The 20,965-nt window shown below is 55.4% G+C and carries 17 protein-coding genes; 7 read left to right on the forward strand and 10 right to left on the reverse strand.

Features of this window, described 5'->3' with window-relative positions; translation table 11 throughout:
• Position 1: 1 nt before the first annotated feature.
• From ghrB to J1779_RS15640, 10 genes are all read right to left on the reverse strand, one after another.
• Positions 2–979, reverse strand: a complete 978-nt coding sequence (gene ghrB / locus J1779_RS15595; RefSeq protein ID WP_217204194.1) for a glyoxylate/hydroxypyruvate reductase GhrB — start codon at positions 977–979, stop codon at positions 2–4.
• A complete protein-coding gene (locus J1779_RS15600) occupies positions 979–2,271 on the reverse strand; it encodes an MFS transporter (protein ID WP_217204195.1) in 1,293 nt (430 codons plus the stop codon). Before J1779_RS15600 ends, ghrB begins: the two co-directional genes overlap by 1 nt.
• 22 nt (positions 2,272–2,293) lie before the next feature.
• Entirely contained in the window at positions 2,294–3,049 is a 756-nt protein-coding gene (locus J1779_RS15605; RefSeq protein ID WP_122097142.1) for a sugar phosphate isomerase/epimerase family protein, read from the reverse strand.
• 213 nt (positions 3,050–3,262) lie between these two features.
• A complete protein-coding gene (locus J1779_RS15610) occupies positions 3,263–4,297 on the reverse strand; it encodes a LacI family DNA-binding transcriptional regulator (RefSeq protein ID WP_136375955.1) in 1,035 nt (344 codons plus the stop codon).
• Positions 4,298–4,364: 67 nt separating this feature from the next.
• A complete protein-coding gene (locus tag J1779_RS15615; protein WP_122097144.1) occupies positions 4,365–5,651 on the reverse strand; it encodes an MFS transporter in 1,287 nt (428 codons plus the stop codon).
• A 59-nt stretch (positions 5,652–5,710) separates the two neighbouring features.
• Positions 5,711–7,837, reverse strand: coding sequence for an alpha-galactosidase (locus J1779_RS15620; RefSeq protein ID WP_217204197.1), 2,127 nt, complete (start codon positions 7,835–7,837; stop codon positions 5,711–5,713).
• A gap of 137 nt (positions 7,838–7,974) precedes the next feature.
• A complete protein-coding gene (locus J1779_RS15625) occupies positions 7,975–8,985 on the reverse strand; it encodes a LacI family DNA-binding transcriptional regulator (RefSeq protein ID WP_056777172.1) in 1,011 nt (336 codons plus the stop codon).
• 95 nt (positions 8,986–9,080) lie between these two features.
• A complete protein-coding gene (locus J1779_RS15630; protein ID WP_056775889.1) occupies positions 9,081–9,743 on the reverse strand; it encodes an OmpA family lipoprotein in 663 nt (220 codons plus the stop codon).
• A 223-nt stretch (positions 9,744–9,966) separates the two neighbouring features.
• A complete protein-coding gene (locus J1779_RS15635; RefSeq protein ID WP_217204198.1) occupies positions 9,967–10,410 on the reverse strand; it encodes an N-acetyltransferase in 444 nt (147 codons plus the stop codon).
• Complete coding sequence (locus J1779_RS15640; RefSeq protein ID WP_056775886.1) at positions 10,407–10,979, reverse strand: DNA-3-methyladenine glycosylase I; 573 nt, start codon at positions 10,977–10,979, stop codon at positions 10,407–10,409. The genes J1779_RS15635 and J1779_RS15640 overlap by 4 nt, the downstream gene beginning before the upstream one ends.
• A 188-nt stretch (positions 10,980–11,167) precedes the next feature.
• On the opposite strand from J1779_RS15640, the gene J1779_RS15645 reads away from it, so the two are divergent.
• From J1779_RS15645 to J1779_RS15675, 7 genes are all read left to right on the forward strand, one after another.
• Positions 11,168–13,168 carry an autotransporter outer membrane beta-barrel domain-containing protein gene (locus J1779_RS15645; RefSeq protein WP_217204199.1) on the forward strand — a complete coding sequence of 667 codons (2,001 nt, stop codon included), beginning with the start codon at positions 11,168–11,170 and terminating at the stop codon, positions 13,166–13,168.
• 166 nt (positions 13,169–13,334) lie between these two features.
• On the forward strand, positions 13,335–14,249 hold the full coding sequence (gene glyQ, locus J1779_RS15650) for a glycine--tRNA ligase subunit alpha (protein ID WP_056775883.1): 915 nt from the start codon (positions 13,335–13,337) through the stop codon (positions 14,247–14,249).
• 9 nt (positions 14,250–14,258) lie between these two features.
• Positions 14,259–16,328 (forward strand): glycine--tRNA ligase subunit beta, encoded by a 2,070-nt coding sequence (gene glyS / locus J1779_RS15655; RefSeq protein ID WP_056775882.1) that lies wholly within the window; start codon positions 14,259–14,261, stop codon positions 16,326–16,328.
• Positions 16,329–16,729: 401 nt separating this feature from the next.
• A complete protein-coding gene (locus tag J1779_RS15660; protein ID WP_056775880.1) occupies positions 16,730–17,452 on the forward strand; it encodes a DUF3053 domain-containing protein in 723 nt (240 codons plus the stop codon).
• Between the two features lie 326 nt (positions 17,453–17,778).
• Positions 17,779–18,225 (forward strand): PTS mannitol transporter subunit IIA, encoded by a 447-nt coding sequence (cmtB, locus tag J1779_RS15665; RefSeq protein WP_217204200.1) that lies wholly within the window; start codon positions 17,779–17,781, stop codon positions 18,223–18,225.
• 30 nt (positions 18,226–18,255) lie between these two features.
• On the forward strand, positions 18,256–19,659 hold the full coding sequence (locus J1779_RS15670; RefSeq protein ID WP_217204201.1) for a PTS mannitol transporter subunit IIBC: 1,404 nt from the start codon (positions 18,256–18,258) through the stop codon (positions 19,657–19,659).
• Positions 19,656–20,924 carry a zinc-binding dehydrogenase gene (locus J1779_RS15675; RefSeq protein ID WP_217204202.1) on the forward strand — a complete coding sequence of 423 codons (1,269 nt, stop codon included), beginning with the start codon at positions 19,656–19,658 and terminating at the stop codon, positions 20,922–20,924. Before J1779_RS15670 ends, J1779_RS15675 begins: the two co-directional genes overlap by 4 nt.
• The last annotated feature ends 41 nt before the right edge of the window (positions 20,925–20,965 follow it).

Below are 20,965 nucleotides of genomic sequence, written 5' to 3' on the forward strand. Positions count from 1 at the left end.
CTTACTTCTTCAACACTTCCGGGTTAACGCAGAACTCTTTCACCTCGCCGGTCAGGGCGGCGATCAGGTTATCGACGGCGCAGGCGGCCATGTCGTAACGGGTTTCATGCGTGGCAGAGCCGATGTGTGGCAGCGCCACCACGTTTGGCAGGCTCAGCAGCGGTGAATCTTTTGGCAGCGGTTCTGTCTCGAACACGTCCATCCCCGCGCCATAAATCGTCCCGGCTTTCAGGGCTTCAATCAGAGCAGGTTCATCGATAACCGGGCCGCGACCGGCGCTGATCAGGATCGCGCTGGATTTCATTTTCCCCAGCTCTTCTTTGCCAATCAGATGGAAGGTTTGTTCGGTCATCGGCAGCAGAATACAGACGAAATCAGCGGTTTTCAGCAGTTCATCCAGTTCGCATTTGCGCGCGCCAAACCTCTCTTCCGCTTCTTTATGCTGACTGCGGGCGTTATACAGAATCGGCATGTCGAAGCCGAAATGTGCGCGCTGCGCCAGAGCCAGACCGATGCGGCCCATGCCGACGATGCCCATGGTTTTATGGTGTACGTCGGTGCCGAACCAGTCAGGGCCGACGTTATCTGTCCATTCACCGGCTTTCACGCGTTCGGCGACATTCACCACGCGGCGCGCAGTGGAAAGCACCAGCGCCATGACCGTATCCGCCACGGTGTCGGTCAGTGCGGTCGGGGTATGCATCATCGGAATTTCGCGGCGGGTCAGTTCTGCCACGTCGAAATTGTCGTATCCCACGGAAATGGTGGATACCGCACGCAGGCGCGGCGCGTGGTCAAACAGCTCTTTATCAATCTTGCCGCCAGACCCCAGTAACCCTTCGGCATTTTGCAGCGCATCAAACACCGCAGCGCGGTTTTCATCGGTGATGCCATCCACCTCAGTGATAGAAAAGTGCTGTTCGAGACGTTGATGCAGATCGGCGGGCAGTTTTTTGTACAGGACAATAGACGGCTTCATCAATTATTACTCCCTTGGGTTAAGGAAACATCTTCAGGTTTTGTTGCGGCCTGCTGCGGTTTCACCAGCAGGGTCAGGCCTGCGGAGACCAGCAACGACACGGCCATAAAAATAAAAGAGGCGGAAGGGCTGCCGGTATTCCCGTTCAGATAACCAACAAACCACGAACCAAAGAAAGAGCCCAGTGCGCCAAGGCTGTTGATCAGCGCCATCGCGCCACCGGCGACATTTTTAGGCAGCATTTCAGGAATGATGGCGAAGAACGGGCCGTAAGGTGCGTACATTGCGGCCGCGGCGATGACCAGTAAACCGTAAGACAGCCAGAAGTTGTGGCTGCCGGTCGCCCAGGAGCCGAAGAACGCCAGCGCACCGACGAGCAGCAGCGGCCAGACAAACAGTTTGCGATTTTGCATTTTGTCCGAGGCCCATGACACCAGGATCATGGCGAGCGTGGCGGCCAGATAGGGGGCGGAAGATAACCAGCCCGCCTCGACCATGCCCATCTCTTTACCGTCGTGCAGGATCGATGGCAGCCACAGCACAAAGCCGTAGACCCCAATGCTCCAGAAGAAATATTGCAGACACAAAAGAATGACGCTGCGTGAGCGGAAAGCTTCGCGATAACCGCCCACCGCCTGGATCTCTTTTTGCTCTTTTGCCAGCTGCTCGCTCAGGGTTTTTTTCTCCTGCGCGCTCAGCCAGCCGACGTCTTCGGGTTTATCTTTGACGGTAAACCACCAGATAACCGCCCAGATCACAGCCGGAATACCTTCGAAGATAAACATTTCCCGCCAGCCAAACGATTCGATCAGATAGCCGGAAAGTACCGACATCCACAGCACCGTGACCGGATTACCCAGGATCAGAAACGTGTTGGCGCGGGAGCGCTCTGACTTTGTGAACCAGTTGCTGATGTACACCAGCATCGCGGGCATCACCGCGGCTTCGACCACGCCGAGCGCAAAGCGGATGGCGGCCAGCATGGGAATGTTATTCACCACGCCGGTCAGAGAGGCAAACCCGCCCCACAGCAATAAGCACCAGAAAATCAGTTTCTTAACGCTGCGCCTTTCGGCGTAAATGGTGCCGGGGATTTGGAAAAAGAAATAACCCAGGAAAAACAGTGCGCCCAGCAGGGACGACATCCCTTTGGTGATGCCGAGATCATCATTGATACCGGCCGCCGACGCGAAGCTGAAGTTCGAGCGGTCGACATAAGCCAGACTGTAAGTGATGAACACGATCGGCATGATGTACCACCAGCGACGCGGTGCAATCCTGGACTGGTTCATAACGGTTTCTCCTGATGGATCCTCAGTAAGTTTTACGCAACAGCTCGACGTAATACCGTGTCACGGCGACCAAATCTTCCCCTTCGAGCGGGAATTCAATGCCGCGCGGCACATCCTGAGGCAGGGCTTTCAGTAACGGGATCCAGCTGCCATCGCTGTCATCGAGCGCCACGGCGTGCCATTTTCCGCCACGCTTTTCTGCCGCTTTGACGTGGACGTAACCAACGTGACGCGCCAGCCGTTCAGCTGCCGTTGCCGGATCCTGTCCCACCCACAGCCAGTTCGCCATGTCGAACGTCATATCCAGCGGCAGGTGCAGGGATTCAGCCGCAAACATAAAGGCATTAATGCGCGAAAGTATCCCGCATTCGCTCGACTGGTCATTTTCCACCACCAGCTTCACGGGCTTCGCTGCCAGCAGCACTTTCAGCGGCGTCAGGTCCGCGCCCGGCTCAAACTCGCCGAGTGAGAACTTGATGGTGCGGGCACCTAAAGTATGGGCCTCATCGAAATACTGTTCCGCGTCAGGGTTCAGCTTGCCGCCGGTGTTAAACAGCGCGAAGGGCACGGAATACACCGCGAACAGCCCGTTCTGTTTAATCTTTTCAGCAAGTTGCGCCAGGGCGTTCAGCTCTTCGCCGGTGAAGAGTTCACGGCGGATTTCCACGCCGTCGGCCTTCGCGGCAGCGATGACCGGCAGCAGTTCTGACTGCCCGCCAAGGGCGCGGACGACGCTGTTACCGTAAGCGGCAGTAACGATGACGATCTCTCTTTGCATGACTCTTTGTCCTGTTAAAACGCACCGGAATGCGGTGCCAGCGAGCGTTTAGAAGACATTATCTTAGTGGAACAAATGGCGCTGCGTGTTCTTGTTAATAATTTGTTTCGCTTTATATAACCTAATTGGAACCGGTTCCAATCAAAAGACCCGAAGGTCAGAAACATGATCCCGCTCACGAAGAACGGGAGAGAAAAGGGGAGAAGAAAGCGATCAGCGGCGTGCGGTGGAGGCGCGTGCAATCAGCTCGCCGGAGAATTCGAGGTCTTTGACCGGTGCGGTGCTGCCCTGAATGCGCGTCACCAGCTGGCCGAGTGCTGCGACGCCCATTTCATAGGTCGGCTGCCTGAACGTGGTGATCCCAACGCCGGCAAGATCTGCCCACACCAGTTCGTCAAAACCTGACAGACCGATGTCCGGCCCCCAGGTGATATCCAGCCTGCGCAGGGCGCGTGCCACCTGTAACGTCAGCGCTCCGTTCACACACATCACCGCTTTATGTTTGTCTGGATGGCGTGCGACAAAATCGCGCAGCAACGTCTCCAGCCCGGCCGTGTTGCTCAGCTCGATTTCGCCCTGTTCGGCGATACATTCTGGCGATTGCTGCATGCGCTGTAAAAAGGCGCGCAGGCGATCCAGGCGGGTATTGACGTTGGCGGGTTCGGTGACGAAAAGCACGGCTTCAAAGCCTTGTTGCAGAAGATGATCGGTCATCATCTGCGTGGCTTCGACGTTGTTCAGTGCAATCACGTCACAGGCAAAATCGGCGACTTTGCGGTCAATCAGCACCATCGGTAAATTGGCCTGTTGCAGCGTAGAGATCGCCGCTTCACGCATACCGACGGCGTTGACCACCATGCCATCCACGCGGTAGCTGCTGAGTAACTGCAGGTAATGCTTTTCCTGATCGAGCTCGTTATTGGTGTTGCAGACCAGCAACGTCAGCCCTTCCTGACGGCAGGCGGCTTCGACGCCGCGCATCACATCGACAGAATATGGATTCGTGATATCGGCGAGGATCAGCCCGATCAGGCGTGTATGGCCGCTTTTCAGGCTGCGGGCCATCTGGCTGGGCTGATAATCCAGCAGGGAGATCGCCCGTCCGATGCGCTCTTTGAGATCATCGGACAGCAGGTGTTTTTCACCGTTGAGATAACGTGAAACGCTGGTTTTACCGGTTTTTGCTGCACTGGCAACGTCACGTATCGTAGCGCGAACCGCCGCGCCCGGTTCCTGTTTTTTGCTCACAACCTTTCTCCCCTCATGCATATTCCACGGAGACTAGCACAGAGTGTCGAAAGGCTGTAACCGCAAGTCAGCGCAAACCTTCGGCCGTGCGCACGGCGGAAACCGCCTGAGGCTTCGGTCTGCTGCTGAGCGTAAAGGCGGAAATGATCGTCACCGCAAAGGCGATACCGCCGAGGATCAGATAGGTATCGCTGAACCCGATGCGGTCATACAGGCTGCCTGCGAAAGCAGAAAGGAAAATCGCCGCCAGCTGTTTGGCAAAGTTAAACCCAATCAGATAAATGGTCGCCGAGAACCGGACATCAAAAATCTGGGTGATGTATTTGAACACGCCGACCAGCAGGAACGGCACTTCCAGCGCATGCAGCATTTTCAGCACAATCACTTCGGCAGCCGTGGTGGCAAACGAAGAGCCGACGATGCGAATCGACATGATCGTCCCCGCCAGCAGCAGCGTATTTTTCGCGCCGATGCGGTTGATGATCCAGGGTGAGCAGAACATGATCAGCGCGTTGCACAATTCCCCGGCGGTGGTCACGTAGCCGAACATTTCCGTGCCCTGCTGCGGCGAGGAGAAGAAGGTTTTGAAGAAGGTAGCGAACTGCTGATCAAACACGTCGTAAACGCAGGCGACACCGACCACGTACAAAATCAACATCCACAGTTTGCGTTCTTTCAGCAGCAATGCCGCCGTTTTCAGCGAAAATTGCGGCTGATTGGCCCCGAGTTTGTCCATCACCTGCGCATTTTTGTTTTCCTGCGGGCGGGAAATCAGCAGCAATACCATCAGAATAACTGCCGCGCCGGAGCCCATCCAGAACACGATATCCGGGTTGATGTTAAATAATACGCCAGCTGTGGAAGCGCAAATCCCCCAGCCGAAACAGCCGAACATACGCGCTTTGCCATATTCGAAAGCACTGCTGCGGCTGACCCTTTCGATATAGGCCTCGGTAGCCCCTGAACCGCCCGCGAAGACGAAGCCGATGTACGCACCACCCAGGATTGCGCCCAGCACAATATTGATTTTCAGCAGAGGCGCAAACACGTAAATGAAGAACGGAGCAAACAGAAACAGCAGGACGGCGATGATCCACAACAGATGTTTTTTCAGGCCAAGTTTGTCAGAAATGATGCCAAAGAACGGCTGAAACAGAATGGCAAACAGCGACATGCTGGAAAACACGATGCCGGTTTCCGTTTTACTCAGGCCGATAACGTCTGACAGCCAGATCGGTAAAAACGGATAACAGGTCGCCATAATGAAGAAGTAGAGGAAGAAATAGCTGCCAAATATCCAGAAGTTAGTATTTTTTTTATAGAAGCAACGATCGGAAGTTTGTGTAGGGTTCATAGTGATTTCCTTGCCGAAACCATGAAAACCGGCACTGTCGTACCGGCGTTTTTTTGTTGTTATCTGATTTCTTCGAAGCCCAGAAGCAGAGCGCTTTCCGGATCCAGCACTGGCAGCGTCAGCCCGGCATTCGCCAGCCATTCACCGCTCAATGCCACAGAGGCATGCAGCCACGCCGGTTGCACCCGCATGGTGTGACCGCTGCCGCCACCCGCCAGCAGCGCCGGTTCGTCCAGCACCGTCACGCGATAGCGGGCATCGGTTTTCAGCCCCGGCACGCGTAACACACCGGGTAATGACCAGGTCGGCATCGCCAGCTGGCTGACCAGAAACACGGCGCGATCTTTGTTTTCGCTGACCACGCCGTTAATCAGCACCGTTTCATCCTGCGTATCCACGCGGTAAACGTCGCCGCTGTGCAGTAACGGGCGAAGCTGCTGATGAAGACGGGTGTATTTCGCAAAACCGGCGCGTTCGGCTTCGCCTTCTTTCACCGGATCCAGCTCAATGCCCATGTGGCCAAACAGCGCCGTCAGGCCGCGGAATTCAATGCTGTGCTGGCGCGACGTGGCATGGCACAGTTTGTTGCCGATGTGCGAGCCCATCACTTCCGGCGGGAAGAAATAGCTCATGCCGCGCTGAATTTTCTGCCGTTCCAGCGCATCGTTGTTGTCGGATGTCCAGAAACGGTGGCTGCGTTTGAGCACTTCAAAATCAATGCGGCCACCGCCGGACGCGCAGGATTCAAATTCAATCTGCGGGAAACGTTCGCCCAGCACGTCGAGCAGGCGGTAGAACTGCCGGGTTTGCGTGGTCAGCGCTGCGCGGCCTTCGTGGCCCGGCTGAACGATTTCTCGGTTCATATCCCACTTCACGTAATCCACAGCGTGTTCACCGAGCAGCCAGCTCATGCGTTCCACCAGATAATCAAAGACCTGCGGATTGTTCAGATCGAGCACGAACTGATGGCGTCCGCTCGGTTGCTGATACCCCGGCAAGGCCAGCAGCCAGTCGGGATGAGCGCGGTATAAATCGGAATCCGGGTTAATCATCTCCGGCTCGACCCAGATACCAAATTCCATACCGAGATGTTTGACGTGGTCGATCACCGGTTTCAGGCCGTTCGGGTATTTCTTCTCATCGAGATACCAGTCACCGAGCGCGGCGCGATCGTGGTCACGCCCTTTGAACCAGCCGTCGTCGATAATGAAGCGTTCAACACCCAACGCGGCGGATTGTGTCGCCATCTGCATGATGTAGTCGGGATCGTGATCGAAATAAATCCCTTCCCAGGTATTGAGGTGCACCGGCCGCGGTTTGTCGCCGGGGAAACGCAAAATATCTTCACGAACGAAGCGGTGAAACTGCTGACTCATGCGGTTCAGCCCGGCAGCAGAATAGCTGGCGTACAGCCACGGTGTTTCCAGCGTTTCACCCTGTTCAAGACGCTGTTCGCCCGGCAGATACAGCGCTTCGGCCTGAACCAGTCGGCGACCGTCGATTTTGATGTCGGCACGCAGGCGGTGGTTACCGCTCCAGCCGAGATGCATTCCCCAGACCTCGCCCTGTTCCTCGCTAAACCCCGGATGACCGATCATCATCGCCGGGAAATATTCGGAAGAGGTTTTCCCGCGGCGGTTCTCCTGAATGATGCCGCCGTGATCGAGCAGCGTGCGGTGCGGCTGGAACTCTTTGATCCAGCGGCCATGAAACGCCATCACTTCGGCGGCGCGCTCCGGCAGCGGCAGCGTGACGGCCAGTCGCGTCACCTGATAGGTGCCGGGTTTCAGGCTGGTCAGCGCATTGCGCATCTGCAACACGCCGCTGTCACCGAGGCGCAGTTCGCTGCGAAATTGCAAACCTGCGATGGCGTCTTCGGTGGTAATGATCAGCTGATTTCCCTGCTGTTTCACGTCCGTGGTATCGAATACCGGCGACCAGTCCAGCCCGTCGCGGTGGCCTTCCACGCCCGGCGTACCAAACGAGCCCCGGCCTGAATCGGCGCTGAAATTCACCGGTGCTTCCACATCAATACGGCCATTGGGTACGGCGCGGGCGAGGGAAATGACGTCGTCTGCCGAAAACTGGCTCAGGCGGTTTCCCCAGTAGAGGATTTCAGCGAACGGCGCACAACGGACGATCAGGCTGCTGTGTTCGCTGGTTAAATGGACGATCGGGTTTTCCATAGTGTCACTACTCCACAGGGTAATTTGCAGCGATAAAACGCTATCTGGTGGAGTAACTATTGATCCGAAACGTTTCGGATGGGAAATGTGATGGTGCAAATTTGTGATATAGGGTGGAAAAATAACCGAAAGGGGAATTATTGACGCGGTGGATGTGCGGTGACGCCCGCCTGCAATTCTGGTTGCCAGAGCACCTGCAAACCGCTCACCGGTTCGTTACGGATCAGTGCCATTGTCATGCCGGCGATTTGCAGGCCGACTGCTTCCCGGGTGCCCTGACGGATGGCGGTGACCGCCACGTCTGGCAGGCTGTCAGAGGGTAAACCGTCATAAATAATCAGTGATACGCCGCCGTTGAGCAGCAATCCGGCTTCGTACAACGCCAGCGCCGCGCCTTCACCGTGCATATTGCAGTCACAGACAATCGCCGTCGGGGGCAGCGGCAGGGCCAGCAACGCCTGCGTTGCCTGATACCCGGCCCGGCGGCTTGGGCTGACTTTATTCACGTACCCGTCGTAAAGAGGCAGTTTGTGGGCCAGAAGCCCGTCGAGATAGCCCTGATGACGCTGGCCGATAAACGACTGCTGATTATTTTCACCGAGAAACGCGATGCGCTGATGCCCAAGCGTAGCGAGGTGATCGACCGCCATTTGCATGCCTGCGCGGTTATCGAAATCGAACCAGGCGTAATCCTGGGTCAGGCAACGGCTGCGCCCGAGCGCCAGAAACGGAAAGTTGCGTTGCTGCAAATCCAGCAGGCGCGGATCATCATCCAGCGTATGGGCGACCAGCATGGCGTCCACGCGTTTACTTTCAATCAGGCGTCGCCACGAAAACGTGCCCAGTTCATCCGGCACCAGCAGCAGATCAATTTCATATTTCGCGAGTTCGCGGGTGATACAGCCCACCATTTCGACAAAGGCTGAATTGCTTAACGGATGTGAAGTGAAGGGGAAAATGAGGCCAACGGCATCAATCTTGCCCATTTTTAACCGGCGGGCGAGGGTGTTGGGCCGGTAGCCGCGTAAATCCGCCGCTGCCTGTACACGCGCTTTAGTGTCCGCTGAAACATCGTCGTAACCGTTCAGCGCACGGCTGACGGTGGTCACAGACAGACCGAGATCTTTCGCGATAGCTTTCAGAGACATACTGGCATCCGTTACGCAGGTGAGAACGCCAGAATAACACAGGATACATAAAAACGGGGCCATCTGGCCCCGGCGTTATACGGCAGGTGAAGCCGTTACTGCAACGGGCTGAGGGTGATCTCAACGCGACGGTTCTGCGCTTTACCGGCTTCGGTGCTGTTGCTGGCAATCGGATTATCCGGGCCTGCACCGGTGGTACGAACGCGGCTGCCATCAACGCCCTGGGTGATCAACGCACTGCCGACGCCGTCAGCACGTTGCTGTGACAGCTTCATGTTGAGCGCGCGCGTGCCGGTGCTGTCGGTGTAACCCACGACGTTCACGGCAGTTTTCGGATACTCTTTCAGTACCATCGCCACGCCGGTCAGCGTATTCGCGCCCGCCGGTTTCAGCGTGCTGCTGTTGGTATCGAAGGTCACGTTGTTTGGCATGTTCAGCACGATATTATCGCCCTGACGCGTCACGCTGACGCCGGTGCCTTTCATTTTGTCGCGCAGTTTAGATTCCTGCACATCCATGTAATAACCCGCACCGCCGCCCAACGCAGCACCTGCTGCGGCACCGATAAGGGCGCCTTTGCCGCGATCGTGTTTAGAAGATGAAAGCATCCCCACGCCTGCGCCCAGAGCCGCACCCAGCCCTGCGCCAATGCCGGATTTTCCTGCTTCTGATTCGCCGGTGTACGGATTGGTGGTACAGGCTGACAGGCCCATCGTGACGCAAAGTACGCCAGCAACCACAAGTAATCTTTTGCTCATCTTTTTTCCCTTTAAGGATGTTTTTTATTTAGAAACTGACCGCTGCATTATGACTGCCGGGTTTCTGGTAAGTTGCACAGAAAAAGGTGTCAAAACATAAACAAATGCAACGGGCGGACATCCGCCCTGCGGCGTTCTGGCGCCATTTATGCGCAATTTCGTGACGTTAAGCAGTAGGAGAATTCCGGTTATCCGTTTTTGTCTTTTAGCGGATTTTGGGAAATTATTCGAAAAGGGGCTGATGCCAGCGCAGAACCCAGGTCGGAAGACCGGTTCCGGGATGAACCGTGTCGTTGACCACTAAGAAATCTTCTTTGCGATAGAACGCCACGGCGCGGTGATTTTGCTGATAAACCTCGAGAAGCAAAAGCGGATAATGTTTTTTGACCACGTCCATTAATTGCTGCGCGATGCCCTTACCGTACACGCGTTCATCCACAAACAGCGCGCCGATAAACTGCTGATTTAAGACGCCGATAAAGCCATTGATCCCACCGTCTTCGGCGGTCGAAACCCAGGTGTGAGCCTGTGGCAGAAACGTCTCGCGCACCATCGGCAAACTTTCGTACCAGTAAGACACCTCAATAAACGGGTGTGCCGCCACCGTACTGCGCAGCCACAGATGCATAATCGCTTCGGTGTCGGCAGGTACTGAGCGGCGGATCATGCGGGTTGATTTTTCGGATGACAGAAACAATAAGCCTGATGATCGTTCACCAGTCCGGCGGCCTGCATAAACGCGTAGCAGATGGTCGAACCGGTAAATTTGAACCCTTTCTTTTTCAGCGCTTTAGACATGGCATCTGACACGGCGGTGGTTGCCGGTACGCCTTCAGGCCCGAGCGGATTATTGATGACCGGTTGATGATCAACAAAGCGCCAGATGAAGTCTGAAAAATCTTCGCCGCTGGCCTGCATGGCTAAATAAATCTGTGCGTTAAGGATGATCGCTTTGATTTTTCCGCGATGGCGCACAATGCCGGCGTCGAGCACCAGGCGCTCAACATCCTCATCGGTCATTTTGGCAATGCGCACCGGATCGAAATGGTGGAAGTTCTGGCGGTAGTTTTCGCGCTTTCTCAGGATGGTGATCCACGAGAGCCCTGCCTGCTGGCCTTCGAGGCACAACATTTCAAACAGCTCACGGCCATCTTTGACCGGCACGCCCCATTCTTTATCGTGATATTCGAGATAAATCGGTTCTTTTGAAACCCAGCTACAACGGGTGGTCGCCATTCTTTTGTCCTTAGAAGAAGCCTGAATACGTCGGCCAGTGTGTGGCTTCTCGGATAACTCTGCAACGTCGCAATTTCTCATGCTCCGGCTTGACGCTGGTCGGATCTGAACAATATTTAAAGCCATTCATGACTCAATCCTTACATTTCAGGGATGAGAACCGCTCATTTTTTAAGGAAGCGACGACAATGACAGGCAGAAAAACCGCCGCATTACGGCTGACACAAAGCGCATTCGCCGTCGCGCTGTGCCTGGGTTTACAGGCTCCGGTGCAGGCTTACGATCAACTTTATGTCTTCGGCGACAGCCTGAGTGACACCGGCAATAATGGACGCTGGACCTTCGACAGCAGTTCGCATCCGCTTTATGACGAAATCCTCGCCAACAATATCGGCACGACGCTGACACCTTCTGCTAAAGGCGGCCTGAACTATGCCCAAGGCGGCGGCGTCGCGGTGCCGGGGCTGGATTCCGATGACACCACGCAGGATCAGGTCAAAAGCTATCTGGCCTCGACCGGCGGCAAAGCCGATCCGAAAGGGCTGTATATTCACTGGATTGGCGGCAACGATCTGGCCGCCGCGGCGCTCAGCCTGAACCCGATCACGGCAGTGGAGATTGCCACCAACAGCGCCACGCAGGCGGCTTCTCAGGTCAATGATTTACTCAAAGCCGGAGCCGGAACGGTCGTGGTGCCGACGGTGCCCAATATCGGCCTGACGCCGGTGCTGATGGAAGGCGTGATTCAGGTCGGCTTGCTGCCGGTGCAGCAACAGGCGCTGGCGGCGGCGTATCAGTACCTGAATGCGCAAAACACACCGAATACGGATGCCCGCACCGAGGCCATTCACAACGCACTGGCGGCAGCGGCGGCGGAAGGCTCGGCGATCCCGCTGGTGCAGGACGTCATCGCCAAAGGGCTGGCAGCGGCCTATGACGCGCTCAAAGACGTGGCGGGCGGCCTGACCGAGACGTACAACACCACCGAAGATATCGCGCTGGCCAGAACCGGCGGCAATATTGCACGCGTGGATATCAACGGGCTGTTCAATGAAGTGGTCGCCGATCCGGCGCTGTACGGTTTCGCAAATACCGCCGGGACCGCCTGTCCGGTGGGCACTTCAGCCTCAGAATGTACCTCCAGTCTGCCGGGTTTTGACGCCAGCAAAGCGTTTCTGTTCTCTGACCATTTCCACCCGACACCGCAGGCACATGCGCTGATCGCCGAGTACATGCAGTCCGTGATCAACGGCCCGCTGGAGGTCACCGCGCTGAATCAGGGTTCGCTGGCGCTGGCGCGCAATACGCAGGGATTGCTCGACAGCCGCTATCAGCAGTTACGCACGCAGGAGAATGACGCCGGGACTTTCGGTATGTTTGGCGGTTACGCCGGGCAAAGCGCCGACAGCAAAATCAATCCGTCGCTGGGCGAGGACGATCTCACGTCTAACTCGCTCAATATCGGGATGGATTATCAGATGACCGATCGCTGGATGATGGGGCTGATGATTTCCGGTTCAGACGATAAACAGGATCCGACGGACCATTATAGCTACCGCACGCGCGGCTGGATGGCGACAGCCTTTACCGGCGTGAAAATCGCCGAAAATGGCTGGATCAACGGCGATGTGCATTACGGGTCGCTGAATTACGACGATATCAACCGCAGCATCAAACTCGGACCCACCACCCGTACCGAGCGCGGTGAAACGGACGGCAAGCAGATTGGCGGACGCGTCACCGCTGGCTGGGATTTCCCGATTTTACCGGTGCTGAAAACCGGCCCGGTGGCGCAATACAGCTGGGATTACAGCAGCATTGAGGGATACAGCGAGAAGGGCAACAACAGCACTTCTATGCGCTTTGGTGACCAGACGTCTCACTCGCAAATCGGCGCGCTGGGCTGGCGCCTGAACGCAGATCTGGGGATCGTGAATCCGTATGCGCAGGTGACTTATGACCGTCAGTTTGGCGATGACACTTACACCGCCACCGGCGCGATCAAATCCACCCGCACCAGGTTCAGCCGCACCACCGGCGAGCAGGACAACGACTGGGTCGATATGACGGTCGGGGCGAACGTCCAGATAACCCACAGCGTCTCGGCTTTTGCGGCGATTTCCCAAACCACCGGCCTGGATTCCGGCGAACAAACGTCCTACAACGCCGGGATCAGTGCCCGGTTTTAACCACGAAAGGGGCGCAGAGCCCCTTTTACTTTCCAAAAATGCGCGCCAAAACCTAAACACTCCCTCTCGGTAACGCTCACTCGCCTGATTCTGGCTGATTATCTTCCGTTCAGCGGGTATACTGTCGGACTCTCTTTAAACCCACTTTCTCGCGTGCGAATCCAACATGCAAAAGTTTGATACCAAGACATTTCAGGGCCTGATCCTGACACTGCAAGATTATTGGGCGCAGCAGGGCTGCACCATTGTTCAACCGCTGGATATGGAAGTCGGCGCGGGTACTTCGCATCCGATGACCAGCCTGCGCGCACTCGGCCCTGAGCCTTTTGCGGCAGCCTATGTTCAGCCCTCACGCCGTCCGACGGATGGCCGCTACGGCGAAAACCCAAACCGCCTGCAGCACTATTATCAGTTCCAGGTGATGATCAAACCTTCACCGGAAAACATTCAGGAGCTGTACCTCGGCTCGCTGAAAGAGCTGGGCCTCGACCCGCTGATCCACGATATTCGCTTCGTTGAAGACAACTGGGAAAACCCGACGCTCGGCGCCTGGGGTCTTGGCTGGGAAGTGTGGCTGAACGGCATGGAAGTGACGCAGTTCACTTACTTCCAGCAGGTTGGCGGCCTGGAATGTAAACCGGTGACAGGTGAAATCACTTACGGTCTGGAACGTCTGGCGATGTACATCCAGGGCGTAGACAGCGTTTACGATCTGGTCTGGAGCAACGGTCCGCTGGGCAAAACCACCTACGGCGACGTGTTCCATCAGAACGAAGTGGAGCAATCCACCTATAACTTCGAATACGCCGACGTTGATTTCCTGTTCTCCTGCTTCGAACAGCACGAGAAAGAAGCGCAAACCCTGCTGGCGCTTGAAAAGCCACTGGCGCTGCCTGCTTACGAGCGCATCCTGAAAGCGGCCCATTGCTTCAACCTGCTCGACGCGCGTAAAGCGATTTCTGTGACTGAACGTCAGCGCTACATTCTGCGCATCCGTACCCTGACTAAAGCGGTAGCTGAGGCGTATTACGCTTCCCGCGAAGTGCTGGGCTTCCCGATGTGCAAAAAGAACGAGAAGTGAGATAAGTCCATGACTGAAAAAACATTTCTGGTGGAAATCGGCACGGAAGAACTGCCACCGAAGGCTCTGCGCAGCCTTGCTGAATCTTTTGCAGCCAACCTGACTGCGGAGCTGGATGCGGCGAATCTGCCACACGGCGACGTAAAATGGTTTGCCGCGCCGCGCCGTCTGGCGCTGAAAGTCTCCGGTCTGCATGAATCTCAGGCTGACCGCGAAGTTGAAAAACGCGGCCCGGCTGTGGCGCAGGCGTTTGATGCCGAAGGCAAACCGAGCAAAGCCGCTGAAGGCTGGGCTCGCGGTTGCGGTATCACCGTTGATCAGGCCGATCGTCTGGTCACCGACAAAGGTGAATGGCTGGTGTACCGTGCGCACGTCAAAGGCGAAAGCGCGCAACAGCTGCTGCCTGCGATGATCGCAACGTCACTGTCCAAACTGCCTATTCCTAAACTGATGCGCTGGGGCGATTCCGACGTGCAGTTTGTGCGTCCGGTTCACACCGTGACTCTGCTGTTAGGCGATGAACTGATCCCGGCGAAAATCCTCGGTATCGATTCTGCCCGCACGATCCGCGGCCACCGCTTCATGGGCGAGCCTGAATTCACCCTCGACAACGCCGATCAGTATCCGCAAATTCTGCTGGAACGCGGCAAAGTCATTGCTGATTACGAACAGCGTAAAGCGCTGATCAAACAGGATGCGGAAAAAGCGGCGAAAGAGATTGGCGGCATCGCCGATCTGAGTGAAAGCCTGCTGGAAGAAGTGGCGTCTCTGGTGGAATGGCCGGTGGTGCTGACCGCGAAATTCGAAGAGAAATTCCTGGCGGTACCGGCTGAAGCGCTGGTTTACACCATGAAAGGCGACCAGAAGTATTTCCCGGTGTACGACGCTGCGGGCAAACTTCTGCCGAACTTTATCTTTGTGGCCAACATCGAATCGAAAGATCCGCAGCAAATCATTTCCGGTAACGAGAAAGTGGTGCGTCCGCGTCTGGCCGATGCCGAATTCTTCTTCAATACCGACCGCAAAAAACGTCTCGAAGATAACCTGCCGCGTCTGGAAACCGTATTGTTCCAGAAACAGCTGGGTACGCTGCGTGACAAAACTGACCGTATTCAGGCGCTGTCTGGCTGGATCGCCGATAAAATCGGTGCCAACGTTGAGAACGCCAAACGCGCGGGCCTGCTGTCAAAATGCGACCTGATGACCAACATGGTCTTCGAATTCACCGACACGCAGGGCGTGATGGGCATGCACTATGCGCGTCACGACGGCGAGCAGGAAGAAGTCGCGGTTGCGCTGAACGAACAGTATCAGCCACGCTTTGCGGGCGACGAGTTGCCGGCTTCGCTGGTGGCCTGTGCCCTGGCTATCGCAGACAAGATGGACACCCTGGCCGGTATTTTCGGCATCGGGCAGCATCCGAAAGGCGACAAAGACCCGTTTGCACTGCGTCGTGCAGCGCTCGGTGTTCTGCGTATCATCGTTGAGAAAAACCTGTCACTCGATCTGCAAACCCTGACCGAAGAAGCGGTGCGCCTGTACGGCGACAAGCTGACTAACGCCAAGGTTGTCGATGAAGTGGTTGATTTCATGCTCGGTCGTTTCCGTGCGTGGTATCAGGAAGAAGGTCACGCGGTCGATACCATTCAGGCCGTGCTGGCACGTCGTCCGACCAAACCGGCAGATTTCGATGCCCGTGTGAAAGCGGTGAGTTACTTCCGTACGCTGGACGAAGCGGCAACGCTGGCTGCGGCCAACAAACGTGTATCCAACATTCTGGCGAAATCCACCGACGTTCTGCTGGATCACGTTCACGCCTCCGTGCTGAAAGAACCTGCTGAGCTGAAACTGGCGACGCATCTGGTGGTGCTGCGCGACAAGCTGGAACCGCTGTTTGCCGCTGGTCAGTACAAAGAAGCGCTGGTGGAACTGGCTGCGCTGCGCGAAACCGTGGATACGTTCTTTGACACCGTCATGGTGATGGATGAGAACGAAGCAGTGCGTATCAACCGTCTGACATTGCTGTCTAAACTGCGGGAGTTGTTCCTGCAGGTAGCGGATATTTCGCTGCTTCAGTAAGACGGTGACTTTGTAAGTTATTAAGGTTGCGGGCGTCGGCCCACGCCGACCAGAGGGAGAATAAACGTTCTCCCTCTGGACTCCCCGCTCTTTTCACTGCGCGCTACGCGATACCCTCATTTCAGGTGTCGGGCCTCACGTCCTGAACCCTTCATCCGGTGCCATTTTTAAGCACGCCAATCCACACCTTTTCAAAATAAAACCATTCTGCTTGTGAATTAAAAAGCCCCCGGCGTTGCTCCTGACCTTGAACTTCAACGTTAAGTTGAATTTAACGTTTTTACAGGCTTTTTTAAAAAGCGTTCTCCCCCCAATTGTTCTATCCTATAACCCGCATGGAATGCACAGCATCGGCAGGGAACTGGCCGGAAGAAGAACATTGAAATCAGGAGTCAGGACTCATGGCTGTAGGGATCAGAAGCGGTGCATTTTCTCGCTGGCTGGCGCCGTTTATCGCACTGCTGGTCGTTTTCCAGCTCACGGCATGTGGCGATAAAGAACCGGAACAACGCAAAGCCTTTATCGATTATTTGCAAAATACCGTGATGCGCAGCGGGCAAAACCTGCCATCGCTGAGCGAAGATCAGAAACAACGTTTTGGTAATTACGCGAATGACTACGGCATTATTTTGTCATTCTCCCGTCAGATGAAAGGCGCTGTCGATGGCAGCTTCGTGCCAGTGGTCAACGCAATCGGTCAGGTGCGCACACCGCAGGATTACATGACGCAACGCGGTGCGCTGCAACAGGCGGCCGGTACGCTGAGCCTGCTCAATGCACAGCTGCGTGACTCGAAAGTGAAAGCCGATACCGCGATGGCTGCACTGAAACAGCCGGACGATCTGAAAGCGGTTTACAGCCAGGTGTACAGCACCGTAGTGACGCAACCCGCTAACGTGCTGACCCCGCTGGTACCTGCGCTGCAAAGCTTCACGCAGGATATCGTCTCTGTTGGTGATTACCTGCAACAGCAGGGCGCCCAGGTGGCATTCGCCAACGGCGGCGTGCAGTTCCCGACGCAGCAGCAGGCGACGCAGTACAACACCATGATGTCGAATCTGGTGGGCAAACAGCAGACATTGCTTGAGGCGCAGAAAGTCGCGCAAGGCGATTTCAGCCGCTAAGCCGGTTAAAAACGATTTATGTTAAGCCACGCGATGTCTGCGTGGCTTTTTTATTGTCTGAAGCGAATGCAATCAGGTGAATCAGATCCCCATCACAAATGAAGGCAATAATATAAAAATGAATTCTGTGGATTTATTCACAATTAGCCTGTTGCGTTAAATCCTTATTTATGAAAATGACGTTATTCGTGTGATCTTGGTTGGGTTTTATTATCGCCATGACAGTTTTTATAATGTCGATCACAAATTCTTGCCGGTTTGATTAAATCCATTTCAAAGAATATGCTCATGAAAGTAAATAATCATCGATAAAATAAGGATGAGTTATGTCGTCATTAATGGATTTTTTTGAACGTGAAAGTATTGCGATATATTCTTGCGCTGAAAACTGGTCTGAGGCGATAGATTTATCGATGAGACATCTTCTGCAAAGAAAATATATTACACCGGACTATATTCAGGCGATTAAAGAGACTACCCGTGAAATCGGCCCTTATTATTTGCTTGCCCCTGGTATTGCCATGCCCCATGCAAGGCCGGAGTGCGGTGCGTTAGGTACGGCGCTGAGCCTGACGTTGCTGCGCGAAGGCGTCAGCTTTGATGCTGAAAGCCCGCCGGTTCGCTTGCTTATCGGATTAGCCGCGAAAGATTCTGATTCACATATTGAGGCAATTCAGGCGTTAAGTGAAATGCTTTGCGAAGATGAAGTTATTGATGAATTACTCAATGCAAATAATTCAGAGGAATTAATTAATATCATTCAGCGTTATTAGTTTTATCCTAACATCACACAGGATTTTAATATGGCTAATAAATCTATGCGCGCCAGAGTGCAGGCTTTTGGCGGCTTTCTGACGGCAATGGTTATTCCCAATATAGGCGCATTTATTGCCTGGGGTTTTATTACCGCGTTATTTATACCCACCGGATGGACCCCTGACCCGCACTTTGGTCAGCTTGTCGGCCCGATGATCACCTATTTATTGCCGCTGATGATTGGCTCAACCGGCGGCCATTTAATTGGCGGAAAGCGCGGTGCGGTAATGGGCGGGATCGGCACCATGGGCGTCATTGTCGGGGCCGATATTCCGATGTTCATCGGCGCAATGGTGATGGGGCCGCTGGGGGGACATGTCATCAAAGTCGTCGATAAGGCGCTTGAGAAACGCATTCCGGCGGGCTTTGAAATGGTCATCAATAATTTCTCCCTCGGCATTCTCGGCATGTTGTTGTGCCTGCTGGCCTATGAAGTGATCGGCCCGGCGGTAATGGCCGCCAATAACGTGGTGAAAGAGGGCATTGAGGCGCTGGTGGCGACCGGTTATCTGCCGCTGCTGTCAGTGATTAATGAACCGGCCAAAGTGCTGTTTCTGAATAATGCGATAGATCAGGGCGTTTACTATCCGCTGGGCATGCAGGACACCGCCGTCGCCGGAAAATCGATTTATTTCATGGTGGCCTCCAATCCCGGCCCCGGTCTGGGCATTTTGCTGGCGTTTTCCCTGTTCGGCAAAGGGCTGAGTAAAAAGTCAGCACCCGGCGCGATGATCATTCATTTTCTCGGTGGCATCCACGAACTGTATTTCCCGTATGTGCTGATGAAACCGCTGATGATTATCGCCATGATTGCGGGCGGCATGACCGGCATTTATGTCTTCGAGCTGTTTGGCGCGGGGCTGGTGGCGGGGCCAAGCCCTGGCTCTATCTTTGCCTATCTGGCGCTGACGCCGCGCGGGGGCTTTCTGGGAACCTGCGCCGGCGTGCTGGCCGGTACGGTCGTCTCTTTTGTCGTCGCCTCGGCCATCCTGAAACTGGATAAATCGCCTGCGGAAGACACGTTTGCGGATTCTCAGGCCGCCAGTAAAAAGCGTAAAGCTGAAGGTAAAAATGCGGTGCAGCCGGTCAACGGCAATATCCGTCTGATTGCGTTTGTCTGTGATGCGGGAATGGGATCGAGTGCGATGGGCGCGACAACGTTTCGCAAAAAGCTGCAAAAAGCCGGTTATGAAATCGAAGTGAAGCACTACTCCATCGAAAACATTCCGGCCGACGCCGACATTATTGTCACCCATGCCAGCCTCGAAGGCCGTGCGCAGCGGGTGACCGATCAGCCATTGATTCTGATAAAAAACTATCTCGGCGACCCGGCGCTTGATGCGTTGTTTGCCGATATCACTTCCCCGGTTCAGCAAGGAGCAACAGCATGAAAACCAACGTCGCCGCCATTTACGGAAAAAAAGATGTGAGACTGCGTGAGTTTGAACTGCCGGACATCACCGATGACGAATTGCTGGTGAGCGTCGTCTCGGACAGCGTTTGCCTCTCGACGTACAAAGCGGCATTGCTGGGCGGCGAACATAAACGTGTGCCGGAGGATATCGCCGAACATCCGGCCATCACGGGGCACGAATGTGCGGGTGTGATTGTGCAGGTGGGCAAAAATCTCAGAAACCGGTTTGAAGTGGGAAAACGCTTCGTGCTGCAACCGGCGATGGGGCTGCCAAGCGGCTATTCCGCCGGTTACAGCTACGAAACTTTTGGCGGTAACGCGACGTACATGATCATCCCGAAACTGGCTATCGATATGGGCTGTGTTCTGCCGTACGAAAGCCGCTATTTCGCCGCTGCGTCGCTCGCCGAGCCGATGTGCTGCATTATCGGCGCGTATCACGCCAGTTATCACACCACGCAATATGTGTATGAGCATCAGATGGGCATCAAAGCGGGGGGGAATCTGGCGCTGCTGGCGTGCGCGGGGCCGATGGGCATTGGTGCGATTGATTATGCGATCAACGGCGACGTGCGCCCGGCGCGGGTTGTGGTGGTGGATATCGACGAGCAACGGCTGGCGCGCGCAGAACAGCTTTTACCGGTGGCGATGGCGGCAGAAAAAGGCATCGAGCTGGTGTATATCAACAGCAAAACGTTGCCAGATCCGGCGGCGGCTTTGCGCGAAATGACCGGCGGCGCAGGCTTTGATGATGTATTTGTGTACGCGGCGGTGGCGGAAGTGATTGAACTGGGGGATGCGCTGCTGGGCGAAGATGGTTGCCTGAACTTCTTTGCCGGGCCAACCGACAAAAACTTCAGCGTTCCCTTCAATTTCTACAACGTTCACTACGGTTCGACGCACATTGTCGGCACGTCCGGCGGCTCGACCGGCGACATGGAAGAGGCGCTGGCGCTGACGGCGGCAGGGCGTATTCAGCCATCCTATATGATCACGCATATCGGCGGTCTGGATGCCGTTCCCGACACGGTGCTCAATCTGCCGCATATTCCTGGCGGTAAAAAGCTTATTTATAACGGCATTTCCCTGCCGCTGACCGCCATTGACGATTTTGCAGAATTAGGCAAAACCGATCCGCTGTTTGCCCGGCTGGCGCAGGAGGTTGCACCGACGCACGGTGTCTGGAATGAACAGGCGGAACGCGTACTGCTCAGCCACTTTGGTGTTTCCACCGGGCTGTAATATCATCGATTCTCCTCATTAAAAACGATGGTTAAGGGAAG

Source organism: Rahnella rivi (assembly GCF_019049655.1).
Taxonomy (GTDB): domain Bacteria; phylum Pseudomonadota; class Gammaproteobacteria; order Enterobacterales; family Enterobacteriaceae; genus Rahnella; species Rahnella rivi.